Origin of the sequence: Nonomuraea candida (assembly GCF_000725485.1) — a bacterium.
In the GTDB taxonomy this organism is placed as follows: Bacteria; Actinomycetota; Actinomycetes; order Streptosporangiales; family Streptosporangiaceae; genus Nonomuraea; species Nonomuraea candida.
Genome location: NZ_JOAG01000027.1, coordinates 220,059 through 236,555, shown reverse-complemented (window position 1 = coordinate 236,555; position 16,497 = coordinate 220,059). Strand labels below are relative to the sequence as shown.

General features: G+C 71.3%; 18 protein-coding genes. 14 read left to right on the top strand and 4 right to left on the bottom strand.

Annotated features, from left to right (window positions below):
• Positions 1–20: 20 nt before the first annotated feature.
• On the bottom strand, positions 21–929 hold the full coding sequence (locus tag IO39_RS25965; RefSeq protein ID WP_043628364.1) for an ABC transporter ATP-binding protein: 909 nt from the start codon (positions 927–929) through the stop codon (positions 21–23).
• Positions 930–1,127: 198 nt separating this feature from the next.
• On the opposite strand from IO39_RS25965, the gene IO39_RS25960 reads away from it, so the two are divergent.
• From IO39_RS25960 to IO39_RS25895, 14 genes are all read left to right on the top strand, one after another.
• Positions 1,128–2,366 (top strand): multidrug effflux MFS transporter, encoded by a 1,239-nt coding sequence (locus IO39_RS25960; RefSeq protein WP_043628123.1) that lies wholly within the window; start codon positions 1,128–1,130, stop codon positions 2,364–2,366.
• A 96-nt stretch (positions 2,367–2,462) separates the two neighbouring features.
• The gene (locus tag IO39_RS25955) at positions 2,463–3,161 is read left to right on the top strand and encodes a helix-turn-helix transcriptional regulator (RefSeq protein ID WP_043628121.1); all 699 of its coding nucleotides are present in this window, start codon (positions 2,463–2,465) and stop codon (positions 3,159–3,161) included.
• Positions 3,086–4,570 carry a Fe-S cluster assembly protein SufB gene (gene sufB, locus IO39_RS25950; protein WP_439331484.1) on the top strand — a complete coding sequence of 495 codons (1,485 nt, stop codon included), beginning with the start codon at positions 3,086–3,088 and terminating at the stop codon, positions 4,568–4,570. Before IO39_RS25955 ends, sufB begins: the two co-directional genes overlap by 76 nt.
• Positions 4,570–5,691, top strand: a complete 1,122-nt coding sequence (sufD, locus tag IO39_RS25945) for a Fe-S cluster assembly protein SufD (protein WP_043628117.1) — start codon at positions 4,570–4,572, stop codon at positions 5,689–5,691. The genes sufB and sufD overlap by 1 nt, the downstream gene beginning before the upstream one ends.
• A complete protein-coding gene (locus tag IO39_RS25940) occupies positions 5,688–6,014 on the top strand; it encodes a non-heme iron oxygenase ferredoxin subunit (RefSeq protein WP_043628115.1) in 327 nt (108 codons plus the stop codon). The genes sufD and IO39_RS25940 overlap by 4 nt, the downstream gene beginning before the upstream one ends.
• A 5-nt stretch (positions 6,015–6,019) precedes the next feature.
• Positions 6,020–6,766 carry a Fe-S cluster assembly ATPase SufC gene (gene sufC / locus IO39_RS25935; RefSeq protein WP_043628113.1) on the top strand — a complete coding sequence of 249 codons (747 nt, stop codon included), beginning with the start codon at positions 6,020–6,022 and terminating at the stop codon, positions 6,764–6,766.
• The gene (locus IO39_RS25930) at positions 6,763–8,019 is read left to right on the top strand and encodes a cysteine desulfurase (RefSeq protein ID WP_052423374.1); all 1,257 of its coding nucleotides are present in this window, start codon (positions 6,763–6,765) and stop codon (positions 8,017–8,019) included. Before sufC ends, IO39_RS25930 begins: the two co-directional genes overlap by 4 nt.
• 2 nt (positions 8,020–8,021) lie before the next feature.
• On the top strand, positions 8,022–8,459 hold the full coding sequence (gene sufU / locus IO39_RS25925; protein ID WP_043628109.1) for a Fe-S cluster assembly sulfur transfer protein SufU: 438 nt from the start codon (positions 8,022–8,024) through the stop codon (positions 8,457–8,459).
• Entirely contained in the window at positions 8,456–8,815 is a 360-nt protein-coding gene (locus IO39_RS25920; protein ID WP_043628108.1) for a metal-sulfur cluster assembly factor, read from the top strand. Before sufU ends, IO39_RS25920 begins: the two co-directional genes overlap by 4 nt.
• Positions 8,816–9,131: 316 nt before the next feature.
• Positions 9,132–10,940, top strand: coding sequence for a DEAD/DEAH box helicase (locus IO39_RS25915; RefSeq protein ID WP_157548898.1), 1,809 nt, complete (start codon positions 9,132–9,134; stop codon positions 10,938–10,940).
• A gap of 203 nt (positions 10,941–11,143) precedes the next feature.
• Positions 11,144–12,106, top strand: a complete 963-nt coding sequence (locus IO39_RS25910; protein ID WP_043628106.1) for an acetylxylan esterase — start codon at positions 11,144–11,146, stop codon at positions 12,104–12,106.
• 100 nt (positions 12,107–12,206) lie between these two features.
• Positions 12,207–12,470 (top strand): phosphoribosyl-ATP diphosphatase, encoded by a 264-nt coding sequence (locus IO39_RS25905; protein WP_043628104.1) that lies wholly within the window; start codon positions 12,207–12,209, stop codon positions 12,468–12,470.
• 64 nt (positions 12,471–12,534) lie between these two features.
• Entirely contained in the window at positions 12,535–13,380 is an 846-nt protein-coding gene (gene hisG, locus IO39_RS25900) for an ATP phosphoribosyltransferase (protein ID WP_043628101.1), read from the top strand.
• A gap of 85 nt (positions 13,381–13,465) precedes the next feature.
• Positions 13,466–14,008, top strand: coding sequence for a carbonic anhydrase (locus tag IO39_RS25895; RefSeq protein ID WP_043628099.1), 543 nt, complete (start codon positions 13,466–13,468; stop codon positions 14,006–14,008).
• A 20-nt stretch (positions 14,009–14,028) separates the two neighbouring features.
• On the opposite strand, the gene IO39_RS25890 is transcribed toward IO39_RS25895, so the two are convergent.
• The 3 genes from IO39_RS25890 to IO39_RS25880 all read right to left on the bottom strand — a co-directional run bounded on the left by IO39_RS25890 (position 14,029) and on the right by IO39_RS25880 (position 16,391).
• A complete protein-coding gene (locus IO39_RS25890; RefSeq protein ID WP_043628098.1) occupies positions 14,029–14,814 on the bottom strand; it encodes an endonuclease/exonuclease/phosphatase family protein in 786 nt (261 codons plus the stop codon).
• A complete protein-coding gene (locus IO39_RS25885) occupies positions 14,811–15,095 on the bottom strand; it encodes an aminotransferase class V-fold PLP-dependent enzyme (RefSeq protein WP_043628096.1) in 285 nt (94 codons plus the stop codon). The genes IO39_RS25890 and IO39_RS25885 overlap by 4 nt, the downstream gene beginning before the upstream one ends.
• A gap of 270 nt (positions 15,096–15,365) precedes the next feature.
• A complete protein-coding gene (locus IO39_RS25880; protein WP_043628094.1) occupies positions 15,366–16,391 on the bottom strand; it encodes an EAL domain-containing protein in 1,026 nt (341 codons plus the stop codon).
• Between the last annotated feature and the right edge of the window lie 106 nt (positions 16,392–16,497).

The window sequence follows — 16,497 nt, the reverse complement described above, 5'->3', positions numbered from 1 at the left end:
TCGAGGCGGCGCAGGGACGCTCATCGCAGCTCCCTGCCGGTCAGTTCGAGGAAGACGTCTTCGAGGGTGCGGCGCTCGATGCGCAGGTCGTCGGCCGTGACGCCCTCGGCCGCGCACCAGGCCGTCACCGTGGCCAGCAGCTCGGGCCCCACCTGGCCCTCGATGATGTAGTGGCCGGCCGGCGACTCCTTGGCCGCGCTGCCCACCGGCAGCGCGTTGAGCAGCTCCTCCAGCGCCAGCCCCGGCCGCGCCCGGAAGCGGAGCTGCCGCTCGGCCCCGGTCAGCGAGGCCGGGCTGCCCTCCGACACCACCCGCCCCCTGTCGATGATGACGACGTGGTCGGCCAGCCGCTCGGCCTCGTCCATGTGGTGCGTGGTCAGCACCACCGACACGCCCGCCGCGCGCAGCTCGCCCACCAGGTCCCAGCAGGCGTGCCGGGCCTGCGGGTCGAGGCCGGCCGTCGGCTCGTCGAGGAAGACCAGCTCGGGCCGGCCGATGACGGCCGCCGCCAGCGACAGCCGCTGCTGCTGCCCGCCCGACAGCCGCCGGTAGGGGGTGCGCGCGTGGCCGGTCAGCCCCAGCCGCTCCAGCAGCGCGCCCGCGTCGAGGGGGCGGGCGTAGAAGCGCGAGACCAGGCGCAGCCACTCGGCGCAGCGCATCGCCGGCGGCACGCCGCCCGCCTGGAGCATGACGCCGACCCGCGCGCGCAGCTCGGGCCGCGCGGGCGCCAGGCCCAGGACCTTGACGGTGCCGCCGTCGGCCTTGCGGAACCCCTCGCAGATCTCCACCGTGGAGGTCTTGCCCGCGCCGTTGGGACCGAGGACCGCGGTGACGGCGCCGCGCCCGGCGCGGAAGGAGAGGCCGTCGACGGCGGTGGTGCCGCCGTAGCGTTTGACCAGGTCGACGATCTCGACGGCTGGGGAATCCATGGCCACGAGTTTAGGGACTCCGGCAGGGGGTCCGGGCCGCGGGTGAACCGTGTCCGCGTCCGGGCCGGTCCGCGGGCTCGCCAGGATGTTTCACGAAAGGTTGCGAAATATCTGATAACCGGGAATTAGGAGGACCGGAACCGGGTTTGATTCCTCGGCCCTCGTGGGCCGCCGCCGACGAGGGAGAGGGGTCAACGCATGTCCGTGGCAGAAGCCGCCACGTCCGCCGCCGTCCGATCGCACGCCGTCCAGCCGAGCCAGAGGAGCCGGGGGCTGCTGCTGCTCATCCTCGGCGCCCTCTCGGCGATCGGGCCGCTGTCCATCGACATGTACCTCCCCGCCCTGCCCGCCATCACCGCCGAGATGCTCAGCGGCGAGGCGCAGGTCCAGCTCACCCTGACGGCCTGTCTCATCGGCGTGTCGGTCGGCCAGATCATCGCCGGGCCGCTCAGCGACGTGCGGGGCAGGCGGATGCCGCTCATCGTCGGCGTGGCCGGGTTCATGCTCGCCTCGCTGCTGTGCGCGTTCGCGCCCTCGGTGCCGATGCTCATCGCCTTCCGCCTGCTGCAGGGCGTGCTGGGCGGCGCGGCGCTGGTCATCGTGCGGGCCGTCGTGCGCGACCTGTACGACGGCGCCGCCATCGCCCGCATCTTCGCCACGCTGATGCTGGTCAGCGGCCTGGCGCCGATCCTGGCCCCGATCGCGGGGGCGCAGCTGCTGGCGTTCACGTCCTGGCGGGGCGTCTTCGTGGCGCTCAGCGTCGCGGGGTTCGTGCTGCTGCTGGCCGTGCTGCCGGGCGTGCGCGAGACGCTGCCGGCCGACAAGCGCGAGAGCGGCGGGCTCAAGCACACCGCGCGCACGTTCTGGCAGCTCCTGCGCGACCGCTCGTTCATGGGCTTCGCCCTGACCGGCGGGCTGGCGTTCGCGGCCATGTTCGGCTACATCTCGGGCTCGCCGTTCGTGCTCCAGGAGGTGTACGGCGCCTCGCCCCAGCAGTACTCCCTCATCTTCGGCGTCAACGCCCTCGCCCTGACCGTCACCGCCCAGATCGGCGGCCGGCTGTCGGGACGCGTGCGGCCGGTCCTGCTCGTGCGCATCGGGCTCGTCATCGGCATGGCCGGCGCGGCCCTGCTCATGGCCGCCGCGCTGACCGGGATGGGCCTGTGGGGCATCGTGGCCGGGCTGGTCGTCATCATGCTGGGCCAGGGCCTGGTGCTGCCCGGCACCGGCGCGCTGGCGCTGGGCTCCCAGCCCGCGCAGGTCGCCGGGAGCGCCTCGGCGCTGACGGGCGTGCTGCAGTTCGCGCTCGGCGCCGCCGCGGCCCCGCTGGTCGGACTTGCCGGAACCGGGACCGCGGTGCCCATGGCCTGTGTCATGCTCGGGCTCTTCCTCTGCTCCGCCCTGACGTTCACGGTCCTGGGCAGGGGCCGAGGTTAGGTAAGGCTACCCTGCGTGACAAATTCCATTCCCGGCCCTGCTCAGATCCGTTTGTGAACCGGGAAGGAATTACGGCACACTGATGTTGTGAAAAACATGCCCTTGATGGAGCCAGGTGGTGAGCGCGGCACCCGTGCCCGCGTCGCCAGGCTGATTCTGGAGCATGGTCCCGTCACGGCCGCGGCTCTCGGGGAGCGGCTCGGGCTCACGCCCGCCGCCGTCCGGCGTCATCTCGACGCGCTGCTGGCCGACGGGATGATCGAGCCTCGCACGGTCCGCCCGCGCGGACAGCGCGGGCGCGGGCGGCCGGCCAAGCTGTTCGCGATCACCGACGCGGGGCGCAGTGCTTTCGAGCACGCCTATGACGATCTGGCCGGCAGCGCGCTGCGCTACCTGGCCGAGCGCATGGGGCAAGAGGCCGTGTCCGACTTCGCCCGCGAGCAGGTGTCGAGCCTGCTGGCGCGGCTGGGGCCGGTCATGGCGACGGTGCCCGCGGACCAGCGCGTGCAGGTGCTGGCGCAGGCGCTGTCGGCAGAGGGGTATGCCGCCTCGGCCACCAAGGCCAAGTCGGGCGGCGACCAGCTCTGCCAGCATCACTGCCCGGTGGCCCACGCGGCGGCGGAGTTCCCGCAGCTGTGTGAGGCCGAGACGGAGGCGTTCGCGCAGCTGCTCGGCACGCCGGTGCAGCGCCTGGCCACGATCGCGCACGGCGACGGCGTGTGCACGACGCACGTGACGCCGCAGTCGCTGGCCGATCCCGCACACAGAGACAAGAGCAAGGAGACCGGAAGGTGACTGTCACCGACCGCCCGGAGCTGGAAGGCCTCGGGAATTACAAGTTCGGCTGGGCCGACCCGGATGCCGCGGGTGCGGCGGCCAAGCGAGGCCTGTCCGAGGAGGTCGTCCGCAACATCTCCGCGCTCAAGAGCGAGCCGGAGTGGATGCTCGACCTTCGCCTGAAGGGCCTCCGCCTGTTTGACAGGAAGCCGCTGCCGACGTGGGGCTCCGACCTCACCGGCATCGACTTCGACAACATCAAGTACTTCGTGCGCTCGACCGAGAAGCAGGCCGCTTCCTGGGACGAGCTGCCCGAGGACATCAAGAACACCTACGACAAGCTCGGCATCCCCGAGGCGGAGAAGCAGCGCCTCATCGCCGGCGTCGCGGCCCAGTACGAATCCGAGGTCGTCTATCACAAGATCCGTGAGGACCTCGAGGAGAAGGGTGTCATCTTCGTCGACACCGACACGGGCCTGCGCGAGCACGAGGAGCTCTTCAAGGAGTACTTCGGCTCGGTGATCCCGGTGGGCGACAACAAGTTCGCCGCGCTCAACACCGCCGTGTGGTCCGGTGGCTCGTTCATCTACGTGCCGCCGAACGTCGAGGTCGAGATCCCGCTGCAGGCCTACTTCCGGATCAACACCGAGAACATGGGCCAGTTCGAGCGGACCCTGATCATCGTGGACGAGAACAGCTACGTCCACTACGTCGAGGGCTGCACCGCGCCGATCTACTCCTCCGACTCGCTGCACAGCGCGGTCGTCGAGATCATCGTGAAGAAGAACGCCCGCTGCCGTTACACGACCATCCAGAACTGGTCGAACAACGTCTACAACCTGGTCACCAAGCGCGCCGTCGCCTACGAGGGCGCGACCATGGAGTGGATCGACGGCAACATCGGCTCCAAGGTCACGATGAAATACCCGGCCGTCTACCTGATGGGCGAGCACGCCAAGGGCGAGACGCTGAGCGTCGCGTTCGCCGGCGAGGGCCAGCACCAGGACGCCGGCTCCAAGATGGTGCACCTGGCGCCCAACACCAGCTCCAGCGTCATCTCCAAGTCGGTGGCGCGCGGCGGCGGCCGCACCTCCTACCGCGGTCTGGTGCAGATCGAGGAGGGCGCCCACGGCAGCGCCAGCACCGTCAAGTGCGACGCCCTGCTGGTCGACCAGATCAGCCGCTCCGACACCTACCCCTACGTCGACGTCCGCGAGGACGACGTCTCGATGGGCCACGAGGCCACGGTCTCCAAGGTCAGCGAGGACCAGCTCTTCTACCTGATGAGCCGTGGGCTGGACGAGGACGAGGCGATGGCGATGATCGTGCGCGGCTTCGTGGAGCCGATCGCGCGTGAGCTGCCCATGGAATACGCGCTCGAGCTCAACCGGCTGATCGAGTTGCAGATGGAAGGAGCCGTCGGCTGATGGGCCTGAACGAGAAGCCCCTGTCGACCCTGCACGAGAAGTCGTCCTTCGACCTGGCCGACTTCGAGGTCCCGACCGGGCGCGAGGAGGCGTGGCGCTTCACGCCGCTGTCGCGGCTGAAGGGCCTGCACAACGGCAAGGCCGAGGCGGTCGGCCACGTCCGCGTGGACGTGGACGCCGCCCCGGAGGTCACCGTCGAGACGGTCGGCCGCGACGACGCCCGGGTGGGCAAGTCGTTCGTGCCGACCGACCGGGTGAGCGCCCAGGCGTGGAACACCTTCGAGAAGGCCACCGTCATCACGGTGCCGCGCGAGGCCGTCACGTCCAAGCCCACCGTGCTGACGCTGACCGGCTCGGGCGACGGCGCCTCCTACGGCCACATCGTGGTCAAGGTGGAGCCGCTGGCCGAGGCCGTGCTCGTGCTCGACCACAAGGGCAGCGCCGTCTACGCCGACAACATCGAATTCGTCGTCGGCGAGGGCGCCAACCTCAAGGTCGTCAGCGTGCAGGACTGGGCGGACGACGCGGTCCACGTCTCCCACCACCACGCGCAGCTCGCCAAGGACGCGACGTTCCGCAGCTTCGTGGTGACGCTCGGCGGCGACCTCGTACGCCTGTCGCCCAGCGTCGCCTACACCGCGCCGGGCGGCGACGCCGACATGTCGGGCGTCTACTTCGTGGACGCCGGGCAGCACCTGGAGCACCGCCTGCTGGTCGACCACTCGCAGCCCAACTGCAAGAGCAACGTCGACTACCGCGGCGCCCTCCAGGGCGAGGACGCGCACGCCGTCTGGATCGGCGACGTGATCATCAGGGTCGAGGCCGAGGGCACCGACACCTACGAGCTCAACCGCAACCTCATCCTCACCGACGGCGCCCGCGCCGACTCGGTGCCCAACCTGGAGATCCTCACCGGCGAGGTCGCGGGAGCGGGGCACGCCTCCGCCTCCGGCCGCCTCGACGACGAGCACATCTTCTACCTCCAGGCCCGCGGCATCCCCTACGACGAGGCCCGCCGCCTGGTCGTGCGCGGCTTCCTCGGCCAGCTCATCGAGAAGATCCAGATCGAGGAGATCCGCGAGCGGATCATGAGCGCCGTAGAGGCGGAGCTCGCACGATGAGTGCGTTCGAGAAGGTGTGCAAGGTCGAGGACATCCCCGACGGGGGTGTCATCGGCATCGAGGTCGGGCCGGACGAGACGCCGGTGGCGCTGGTCCGCAAGGGCGAAGACGTCTTCGCCCTGCACGACGTCTGCTCCCACGCCGAGGTCAAGCTCAGTGAGGGAGAGGTCTACGACGGCACCCTGGAGTGCTGGCTGCACGGCTCGTGTTTCGACATCCGCAGCGGCAAGCCCACCGGACCGCCCGCGACCCAACCCGTGAACGTCTACACAGTCAAGATCGACGGCGATGACGTCCTCGTCTCGCTCTCGAAGGAGTCCTGAGCAACATGTCCACCCTTGAGATCCGTGACCTCCAGGTCGCCGTCGAGGACAAGGAAATCCTGCGCGGCGTCAACCTGACCGTGAAGGCCGGGCAGACCCACGCCATCATGGGCCCGAACGGCTCGGGCAAGTCGACGCTCGCCTACGCGATCGCCGGCCACCCCAAATACACGATCACCGGCGGCCAGGTGCTGCTCGACGGTGTGGACCTGCTGGAGCTGTCCGTCGACGAGCGGGCCCGCGCCGGCCTGTTCCTGGCGATGCAGTACCCGGTCGAGGTCCCCGGCGTCTCGGTCTCCAACTTCCTGCGCTCGGCCGTCACCGCGGTCCGCGGCGAGGCGCCCAAGCTGCGCGAGTTCGCCAAGGACCTCAAGGGCGGCATGGACGCGCTGTCCATCGACCCCGCCTTCGCCCAGCGCAACCTGAACGAGGGTTTCTCCGGCGGCGAGAAGAAGCGCCACGAGATCCTCCAGATGGAGCTGCTCAAGCCGAAGATCGCGGTGCTCGACGAGACCGACTCCGGCCTCGACGTCGACGCCCTGCGCGTGGTGTCGGAGGGCATCAACCGCTTCCGCGCCTCCGGCGAGACCGGCGTGCTGCTGATCACCCACTACACCCGCATCCTGCGCTACGTGAAGCCGGACTTCGTGCACGTGTTCGCGGCCGGCCGGATCGTCGAGCAGGGCGGGCCCGAACTGGCCGAGAAGCTCGAGGCCGAGGGCTACGAGCAGTACACGAAGGCATCTGCATGACTTCGAACAGCTTCGATGTGGAGAAGATCAGGAAGGACTTCCCGGTCTTCTCCCGCGAGCTGCCCGACGGGCGACCGCTCGTCTATCTCGACTCGGGCAACTCCTCACAGAAGCCCAACCAGGTCATCGAGACCATGCGCGAGCACCTGGCCCTGCACTACAGCAACGTCGGGCGCGCCATGCACGTGCTCGGCGCGGAGTCGACCGACGCCTTCGAAGGCGCCCGCGACAAGGTCGCGGGCTTCATCGGGGCGCCGTCGCGCGACGAGGTGATCTTCACCAAGAACGCCTCCGAGGCGCTCAACCTGCTGGCCTACTCCTTCGGCAACCCGGCCAACACCGACCCGCGCTTCACGATCGGCCCCGGTGACGAGATCGTCATCTCCGAGATGGAGCACCACTCCAACATCGTGCCGTGGCAGCTGCTCGCGCAGCGCACCGGGGCGACGCTGAAGTGGTTCGGCGTCACCGACGAGGGCCGGCTCGACTACGACCCGGACGTGATCAGCGAGCGGACGAAGATCGTCTCGATCGCCCACCAGTCCAACGTCCTGGGCACCGTCAACCCGGTGGCCGCGGTGGCCGCGCGGGCGCACGAGGTCGGCGCGCTGATCGCGCTCGACGCCTCCCAGTCCGTGCCGCACCACCCGGTCGACGTGAGCGCGCTGGGCGCCGACTTCGTGGCCTTCACCGGCCACAAGATGGTCGGCCCCTCGGGCATCGGCGTGCTGTGGGGGCGGGCCGGGCTGCTGGAGGCCATGCCCCCGTTCCTGGGCGGCGGCGAGATGATCGAGGCGGTCTGGATGGACCGCTCGACCTACGCGCCGATCCCGCACAAGTTCGAGGCGGGCACGCCGCCGATCGTCGAGGCCATCGGGCTCGGCGCGGCGGTCGACTACCTCGCCGAGATCGGCCTCGACGCCATCGAGGCGCACGAGCGCACGCTGACGGCCTACGCGCTGGAGGCGCTGCGCGAGGTGCCCGGGCTGCGCGTCATCGGGCCCGAGACGCTGGAGCAGCGCGGGGGCACGGTGTCGTTCACGCTGGAGGGCATCCACCCGCACGACGTCGGGCAGATCCTCGACGACCGGTTCGGGGTCGCCGTGCGCGTCGGGCACCACTGCGCGCGACCGCTGCACCTGCGGTTCGGAATACCCGCGACCACGCGGGCGTCGTTCTACCTGTACACCACCACGGGCGAGATCGATGCCCTGGTGCGCGGCCTGCATCACGTTCAGAAGGTGTTCGCATAGCCATGATCGGCGAGTCGATGTACCAGGAGCTGATCCTGGAACACTACAAGCACCCGCAGGGGCGGGGGCTGCGCGAGCCGTACGACGCCGAGGTTCACCACGTGAACCCGACGTGCGGCGACGAGATCACGCTCAGGGTCAAGGTGGGCGACGCCGGCAAGATCCTGGACGTCTCCTACGAGGGCCAGGGCTGCTCGATCAGCCAGGCCGCCGCCTCCGTGCTGCACGAGCTGGCCACCGGCTCGACGGTCGAGGAGACGCTCTCGGTGGTCGACGAGTTCACCCGGCTGATGCAGGGCAGGGGACAGGTCGAGGCCGACGAGGAGGTCCTCGGCGACGCGGTGGCGTTCGCGGGCGTGGCCAAGTTCCCCGCGCGCGTCAAGTGCGCGTTGCTCTCGTGGATGGCCTACAAGGACGCTGTGGTGAGGAGTGCCCAATGAGCAAGCCGACGGAGACCCCGACCGGATTCGACGGTGACACGACCGTCGAGGAGGTCATGGAGGCGCTCAAGGACGTCGTCGACCCCGAGCTCGGCATCAACGTCGTGGACCTGGGCCTGGTCTACGGGCTCAACCTCGACCCGTCCGACGGCGGCCGGCCCGTGGCCACCATCGACATGACGCTGACCAGCGCGGCCTGCCCGCTGACCGACGTCATCGAGGACCAGGCGCACTCGGCGCTCGACGGCATGGTCTCCGACGTGAAGATCAACTGGGTCTGGCTGCCGCCGTGGGGCCCTGACAAGATCACCGACGAGGGCCGCGAGCAGCTTCGTATGCTAGGCTTCAACGTCTGATCTTTGCTGCTGTTACGGCTGGCGTAAAGCGTCAGCCGTTTCAGTGTGCCGATCGTGGATTCCGGAAAGTCCGGATCCTGGGCCGGGGAATATCCGATACCATCCCCGGCGTTGGTAAAGAGGTACACCCGACGTCTCATCGCGCGTCTCGCATCGCCTGCGGCCGGTGCACCCGGTGTGTCCCCCCTCTTCTTCACCCCGCCCCCATGACGGCGGGTGCCCTATGAACCTCGTACGGCATGGCGCCGTACATCCCGGCTCGTCCTTTCGCAGAAGTGACGCGCCACTTCGACGGAAAGGCACGACTTTCGTGACCATGCTTGACGCTGTCATGCCCACGCTCGGCGACATCTCTGCCGAGACCCCCGCTGAGCAGGGCCCGTCCGAGTTCGAGCTGCTGGGCCTGCCCAAGCCGCTCGTCAACGGGCTGGCCAAGCTGGGCTTCGACAGCCCGTTCCCCATCCAGAGCGCGACGATCCCCGACGTGCTCGCGGGCAACGACGTCCTCGGCCGCGGCCAGACCGGCTCCGGCAAGACCCTGGCCTTCGGCCTGCCCACCATGGCGCGCATCGCCGGTGTGCGGCCCGCGCCGGGACGCCCCCGCGCGATGATCCTGGTGCCCACCCGTGAGCTCGCGCTCCAGGTGCACGACGCCCTCGAGCCCCTCGGGCGCGGCCTGGGCCTGCGCATGAAGGTCATCGTCGGCGGCATGTCCATGGGCAAGCAGATCGAGGCGCTGCGCCGCGGCGTCGACGTCGTCATCGCCACCCCGGGCCGCCTCGGCGACCTGATCAGGCAGGGCGAGTGCTCGCTCGGCGACATCGAGGTCAGCGTGCTCGACGAGGCCGACCACATGTGCGACCTCGGCTTCTTCCCGGTCGTCACCGACCTGCTCGCGCAGACCCCCTCCGACGGGCAGCGGCTGCTGTTCTCCGCCACGCTCGACGGCGACGTCGACAAGCTGGTGCAGCGCTTCCTCAAGAACCCGATCACGCACTCCGTGGCCCCGGCGACCTCGCCGGTCGACACCATGGAGCACCACGTGATGCAGGTCACGCGCGACGACAAGTTCGACGTCATCGCCGAGATCGCCAACCGCGAGGGCCGTACGATCATCTTCGTCCGCACCCAGCACGGCGTGGACCGGCTGTGCAAGCAGCTGGCCCGGGTCGGCGTCAAGTCGGGTGGCCTGCACGGCGGCAAGCGCCAGAACCAGCGCACCCGCATCCTGTCGGAGTTCCGTGAGGGCTCCATCAACGTGCTGGTCTGCACCGACGTCGCGGCGCGCGGCATCCACGTCGACAACATCAGCCTGGTGCTGCACGTGGACCCGCCCCAGGACCACAAGAGCTACCTGCACCGCGGCGGCCGCACGGCCCGCGCGGGGGAGAAGGGCACGGTCGTCACGCTGGTGCTGCCCAACGAGCGCCGCTCGACCGACGCCCTCACCCGCCGCGCCGGCATCCATCCGTACCGGCTGAAGGCCACTCCCGGCCACCCCCGGGTGGCCGAGGTGACCGGCGCCCGCGTGCCCAGCGGCGAGGCCATCCCCGTGTGGGAGCCCGACGTCCGCAAGCCGCTGCGCCCGCGCCGCGAGGGCGGCGTCTCCGAGCGCCGTGGCCGCCGTGGCCGCCGCGACTTCGACGGTGACCGCCGTCCGCGCCGCCACGAGGACGGCGAGCGCTCGTTCGGCTCGGGCGACGAGCGCCGTCCGCGCCGTCACGAGGACGGTGACCGGCCGTTCGCCGCCGGGGCGGCCGAGGACCGCCGTCCGCGCCGGCACGGCGAGGGCGAGCGGCCGTTCGGCCGCACGCAGGAGCCGCGCACGTTCAGCGACGACCGCCGGCGGGACAACCGGGGCCGGGGCGGCTACCGCGCCGACGACCGCCCGCTGCGCCAGGACGACCGCGGCCAGCGCGGCGCCGGGTTCCGCCCCGACGACCGGGCCCCGCGCTACGCCTCCGACCGTGGCCGGCCGTTCTCGGCCGACCGCGACCGCGGCACCTTCCGCACCGACGAGCGCGCGCCGCGTGACGGCTACCGCTCCGGCGGGGGCGGCGGGCGCACCGAGGAGCGCGGCAACGGCGGTTTCCGCCGCAACTCGGGCCGCCGCTTCGAGCGCTGACCCGCGAAGGGCCACGGCCGGTCCGGCGACCGGCCGCGCGGCCCGCTGATCGACCCTGAGCTGCCCGCCGCGCCGCAAGGTGCGGCGGGCAGCGTCGTTTCCACCGGCTCCGGCCGGTCGCGGTGGGTGAGACGGTCGGTGACGGGTTCTGCGGGGTGTGGGAACATCCACCAGATGTGTCCCCCCGGCCTGAGGAGCGCCGCGTGTTCGTCGACCTGCCCCTTCCGCAACTGCGCGAGTACCTGCCCGAGCGCGCCGAACCGGCCGGGTTCGACGCGTTCTGGGAGCGCACGCTCGCCGAGGCCCGCGCCCACGACCTGGCCGCCCGCTTCACCCCCGTGCCGGGCGACCTGACCGTGGCCGACGTGTTCGACGTCACCTTCGCCGGCTTCGGCGGGCATCCGATCAAGGGCTGGCTGCTGCTGCCCCGGCACGTCTCGGGGCCGGTGCCGTGCGTGGTCGAGTACCAGGGGTACGGCGGCGGGCGCGGCCTGCCCGTCGACTGGCTGACCTGGCCCGGCTTCGGCTACGCCGTGCTCGCCATGGACAGCAGGGGACAGGGCGCGGGCGGGTGGCGGCGCGGCGACACCGCCGACCCGTACCCCGGCACCGGGCCGCAGACCCCCGGCGTCATGACCGGCGGCATCGAGGACCCGGACGACTACTACTACCGGCGGCTCTACACCGACGCCGTGCGCGCGGTCGAGGCCGCCAGGGCGCACCCCCGGATCGGGGCGGTCGCGGTCGCGGGCGCCAGCCAGGGCGGGGCCATCGCGCTGGCCGTCTCCGCGCTGGCGCCCGGCCTGGCCTGCGCGCTGGTGGACGTGCCGTTCATGTGCCACATCCGGCACGCCACCCAGATCACCGCCGAACCTCCCTACGCCGAGATCGCCGCCTACTGCCGGGCGTTCAAGGACCGGGTGGAGCGGGTCTTCGAGACGCTGTCGTACTTCGACGGGGTCAACTTCGCCGTCAGGTCCGCCACGCCCGCGCTGTTCTCGGTGGGGCTGCAGGACGGGGTGACGCCGCCGTCCACGGTGTTCGCCGCGTACAACCATTACGCGGGAGAGAAGGACATCAGGGTGTATCCGTACAACGGGCACGAGGGCGGCGAGTCGGCGCACACGATGGAACGGGTGGCCAGGGCGAAGAAGGCGCTGGGATGAACAGCCGATGACGCCGTCTCGCGTGGCGGACGCCGGGCGGCGTCACCCCTTGACGCAGACTAGGCTTGACAGGCACGTCATCCGATCGACGAGAGAGACCATGAAGACCTTCGAAGAGCTGTTCGCCGAGCTGTCAGAGAAGGCCAGGACCCGGCCCGCGGGCTCGGGCACCGTGGCCGCGCTCGATGCCGGCGTCCATGCCATCGGCAAGAAGGTCGTCGAGGAGGCCGCCGAAAGCTGGATGGCCGCCGAGTACGAGTCAGACGACAGGGCCGCCGAGGAGATCTCCCAGCTCCTCTACCACGTGCAGGTGCTCATGATCGCCAAGGGCATCGGCCTCGACCAGGTCTACAAGCATCTCTAGGGCGCCGCGGGCGCCCGCGACCAGGAGATGGCGGAAGGCAGACACACGGTAAGGACCTGAAGACATGCTGCGTCTGGCAGTACCCAACAAGGGCTCGCTCAGCGAGGCCGCCCAGGACATGCTGAAGGAGGCCGGCTACCGGTCCCGCAGAGACAGCAAGGAGCTCGTCGTCGTCGACGACGCCAACGGCTGGGAGCTGTTCTTCCTGCGGCCCCGCGACATCGCGGTCTACGTCGGCGAGGGCACCCTCGACGTGGGCATCACCGGCAGGGACATGCTCATCGACTCCGGCGCGGCCGTCGAGGAGATCATGTCGCTCGGCTTCGGCGCCTCCACCTTCCGGCTGGCCGCCGCGGCGGGCACGATGACGTCGGTGCACGACCTCAACGGCCGGCGCATCGCCACCTCCTACGCCGGCCTGCTCGACAAATACCTCTCCGACCAGGGCGTCGACGCCCGCGTGATCAAGCTCGACGGGGCCGTGGAGACGGCCATCAGGCTCGGCGTGGCCGACGCCGTGGCCGACGTCGTCGAGACCGGCACCACGCTGCGCAACGTCGGCCTGGAGGTGTTCGGCGAGCCGATCATGAAGTCGGAGGCCGTGCTGATCAAGCGGCAGAGCGCGCCGGAGACGCCGGGCGTCGGCCAGCTCGTCCGCCGCTTCCAGGGCGTCGTGCAGGCCCGCGACTACGTCATGATGGACTACGACATCCGCGCCGAGCGCATCGAGGAGGCCATCGCCCTGACGCCCGGCATGGAGGGCCCCACGGTCTCGCCGCTGCACCGCGAGGGCTGGGTGGCCGTGCGCGCGATGGTCCGCCGCAAGGGCCACCAGCAGGTGATGGACCAGCTCTGGGACATCGGCGCAAGAGCCATTCTGGTCACCGACATCTACGCCTGCCGCCTCTGAGATCTGCCCGCTAGGTCACCGGCCGGGCGGGCATATCGCAGCCGTGCGTAACGAATCGGTCGCTTGGCGTGGTTCCGCCAAGCAAATGTGGTCCTTACTCGAACAGGGCAACCGGCGCTGGGCGGCGGGCCGGTCCCACCGCCCGCACCAGGACCGGCGGCGCAGGAAGCAGGTCGCGACGGGCCAGTCGCCCCACGCGGTGGTGCTGTCATGCATCGACTCCAGGGTCCCGCCCGAGGTCGTCTTCGACGTCGGCCTCGGTGACCTGCTGGTCGTCCGTACGGCGGCGCACACCCTCGACCCCCTGGTCACCGCCGCCGTCCAGTACGGTCCCCAGGACCTGCGCGCCAGCCTCGTCGTCGTCCTGGGCCACCAGCGTTGCGGCGCGGTCACGGCCGCCGCCCGGGCCTTACGCCGCCGGGTGACCCTGCCCGGCGAACTGCCCGCGATCGTCGAAGCGCTCGAACCCGCCTACGCCGTCACCGACGGCCGGGTCGAGCCCATGGTGCACGCCCACATCCGGCGCACCGTCTCGTTCCTCCGAGCCGACCCCCTCCTCTACGGCAGCGCCACCGTGATCGGCGCCCACTACAGCCTCGACACGGGGCTGGTGACCCGCGTGGCCTGACCCCCGTCCTCCGCCTCTCTTCAGTAGCGCAGCTCGGCCAGGACAGCGTAGTGGTCGGAGGCCGGCTCCGGGCCGTCGCCCACCACCTCGCAGCGCACGGGATGTCCCGCGCCGCCCGCCCGTGGCCAGGCGCTCAGCACGTAGTCGAAGCGGCGGCCGGGGAGCAACCCCGGCCGCGCCCACGGGTTGTCGTTGCTCCAGGTGTGGCCGGGGCCGCCGTCGCCGGCGACCTCCCACGCGTCGTAGAAGGCCAGGCCGGGCGCCGCGGGCGCGCTGCGCCCCGTCAGCATCCGCAGCTCGTCGCTGTCGGGCGGGGCGTTGAAGTCGCCGCACACCAGCGTGACGTGCTTGCGCGAGGTCACCTCCGCCACGAAGGCGGCCAGCGCCCGCACCTGCGCCTGCCGTACCGCCGACTCGTCCAGCCGGAACGAGCCGATCAGCACGCTGAACACCTGCACCGGGCCGCGCGGCCCGGCCAGCTCGCAGAACAGCGCGCGGCCCGGCCGGGCGCCGCCGGCCCGCTCGGGGACGACCGCGTCCGGGCCGACCGGCAGCTCCCGGTCCTCGTGCCGGGTGATCGGCCAGCGGGACAGGATCGCGCATCCGGGCGCCGCCGCCGCGTGCTCGTAGCCGAGCCGCCGGCCCGCCCACTCCTGCAGCGCCACCACGTCGGGCGCCAGCTCGCCCACCAGCTTCTCGATCCGTCCCGCGCGCTCTGCCCAGGGGCCGGACTCGCCCCACACGTTCCAGGTCAGCACGCGGACGCGGGTGCCGATCAACGGCCCGTACGGCTCGTCCCAGCTCATCGCAGCCCCTCCATCGCCCTGACGGCCTGGTCCACCTGCTCGGGACTGATCACGATACTGGCGCCGAAGCGCAGTAGCGAGGGGTTGTACGGCGTCACGCTCGCGGCCACCTTCCGCGCGCGCAGGCGCCGCACGGCCTCGAACGGCTCCATCCCGGCCACCGAGCAGCACACCAGCCCCGCCGACAGCTCCGGCGAGAGCGGCGTGGCCGGCCGCACGTGCGCGATCTCCGCCAGCCCCGTCTTGAGCCGCCCGGCCAGCTCCTGAGTGCGCCGCCACACCCGGTCCCGGCCGATCGCCGGACCGGCGCCGGCGCGGGCGCCAGCACGAACGCGGCGAACTGCGCGTAGGCGGGGTCGAGCCGGAACTGGGCCCGCACGGACGCCCAGTCGCCCGGGTCGAACCCGCCCCGCCCGGAGGCGCCGGAGAGGGGGGAGGCGTGGGGCGCGGGTGCGTCGGCGGTGCAGGCCGCCACGCCGGTGAGCAGCCCGGCGCCGAGCAGGGCCCGTCGGTTCAGCATGCTCGCGTTGTACCCATCAGGCCGGCCCCTGTCAGCTTCTGAGCGCGGTCACCTGCCTGATCAGGTCCGAGACGCGCACGATGCCCAGGCAGCGGTTCAGCTCGTCGGTGACCACCAGGTCGTCGTAGACGCGGGCCGCGTCCCGGCCGGCCGCCTGCATGGCCGCGATGGCCGGGGTCGTGCGCGGCACCGTACGGGGAGGGTCGGCCAGGCGCTGGGCCGGTTTCGAGCCGTGCAGGGCGTGGCCGTAACGGGCCGCGAACGACAGCAGGAACCTGCTGCGGTCCAGGCTGCCCTTCGGCCGCTGGAACTCGTCCACCAGGATCACGCTGGTGATCGTCGGCTCCTGCCCGAACGCCGCCACGGCCTCCTCCGCCTTGGCCTCCACCGGCAGCGTCACGGCCGGGAGCAGCAGCTCCTGCACCCGGGGGCCGAGCATGACCGAGGCGGCCGACTCGTCGGCGATCGGCAGCGGGACCCGGATCTTGCCGTCCGGGCCCGGCGCGAGCAGCGGGCCGTGCGCGAGACGCACGCCCAGGCCGCGCACCACCGCCACCTGCGCCTCGCGCTCCACGCCCGGCGCCATCACGTGCGCGCCGATGCCGCGCGCCAGCGTCGCCACCGCCCGCGCCACGGCGGCGGCCCGATGGTCGCCGGGGATGCGCGCCACCACCTCGGGGTCCAGGGCCAGCACGTACGGGGACGCGTCCGTGATCAGGTCCATCGCCGCGCCCGTGGTGCCCACGTCGGCGAAGCCGAGCAGGTACCCGATCGTGCGCAGGCTGTCGAGCCCCACCTTGAGCAGCGGCCGGTCCTGCTCGTGGCACGGGCCGGTGAGCAGGAGGATGGCCTCGCGGGGATGCCTGCCCGCCCGTCTCAGCGCCTCGTGCAGCGGAGCCAGCGCGCCCGCGCCCGACAGCACCACCCGTACCGGCAGTTCGAGCACCATGGGCAGCGGGGCGGCCCTGAGGGTGCCGGTGGGGTCCACGACGGCGGGGTGCGCGATCACGGCCCCGGAGTCGAGGTCCACCAGGGGGCTGGTGAGCAGGGAGGACACGTACAGATGGTGCTCCAGGCACAGCCGTCGCAGAAGCCCCGCGAAACAGAATTTACCCATATTTCCGCTTTGATTCCCCGGGCGCTCCCTCCCCGCGGGCACCGCG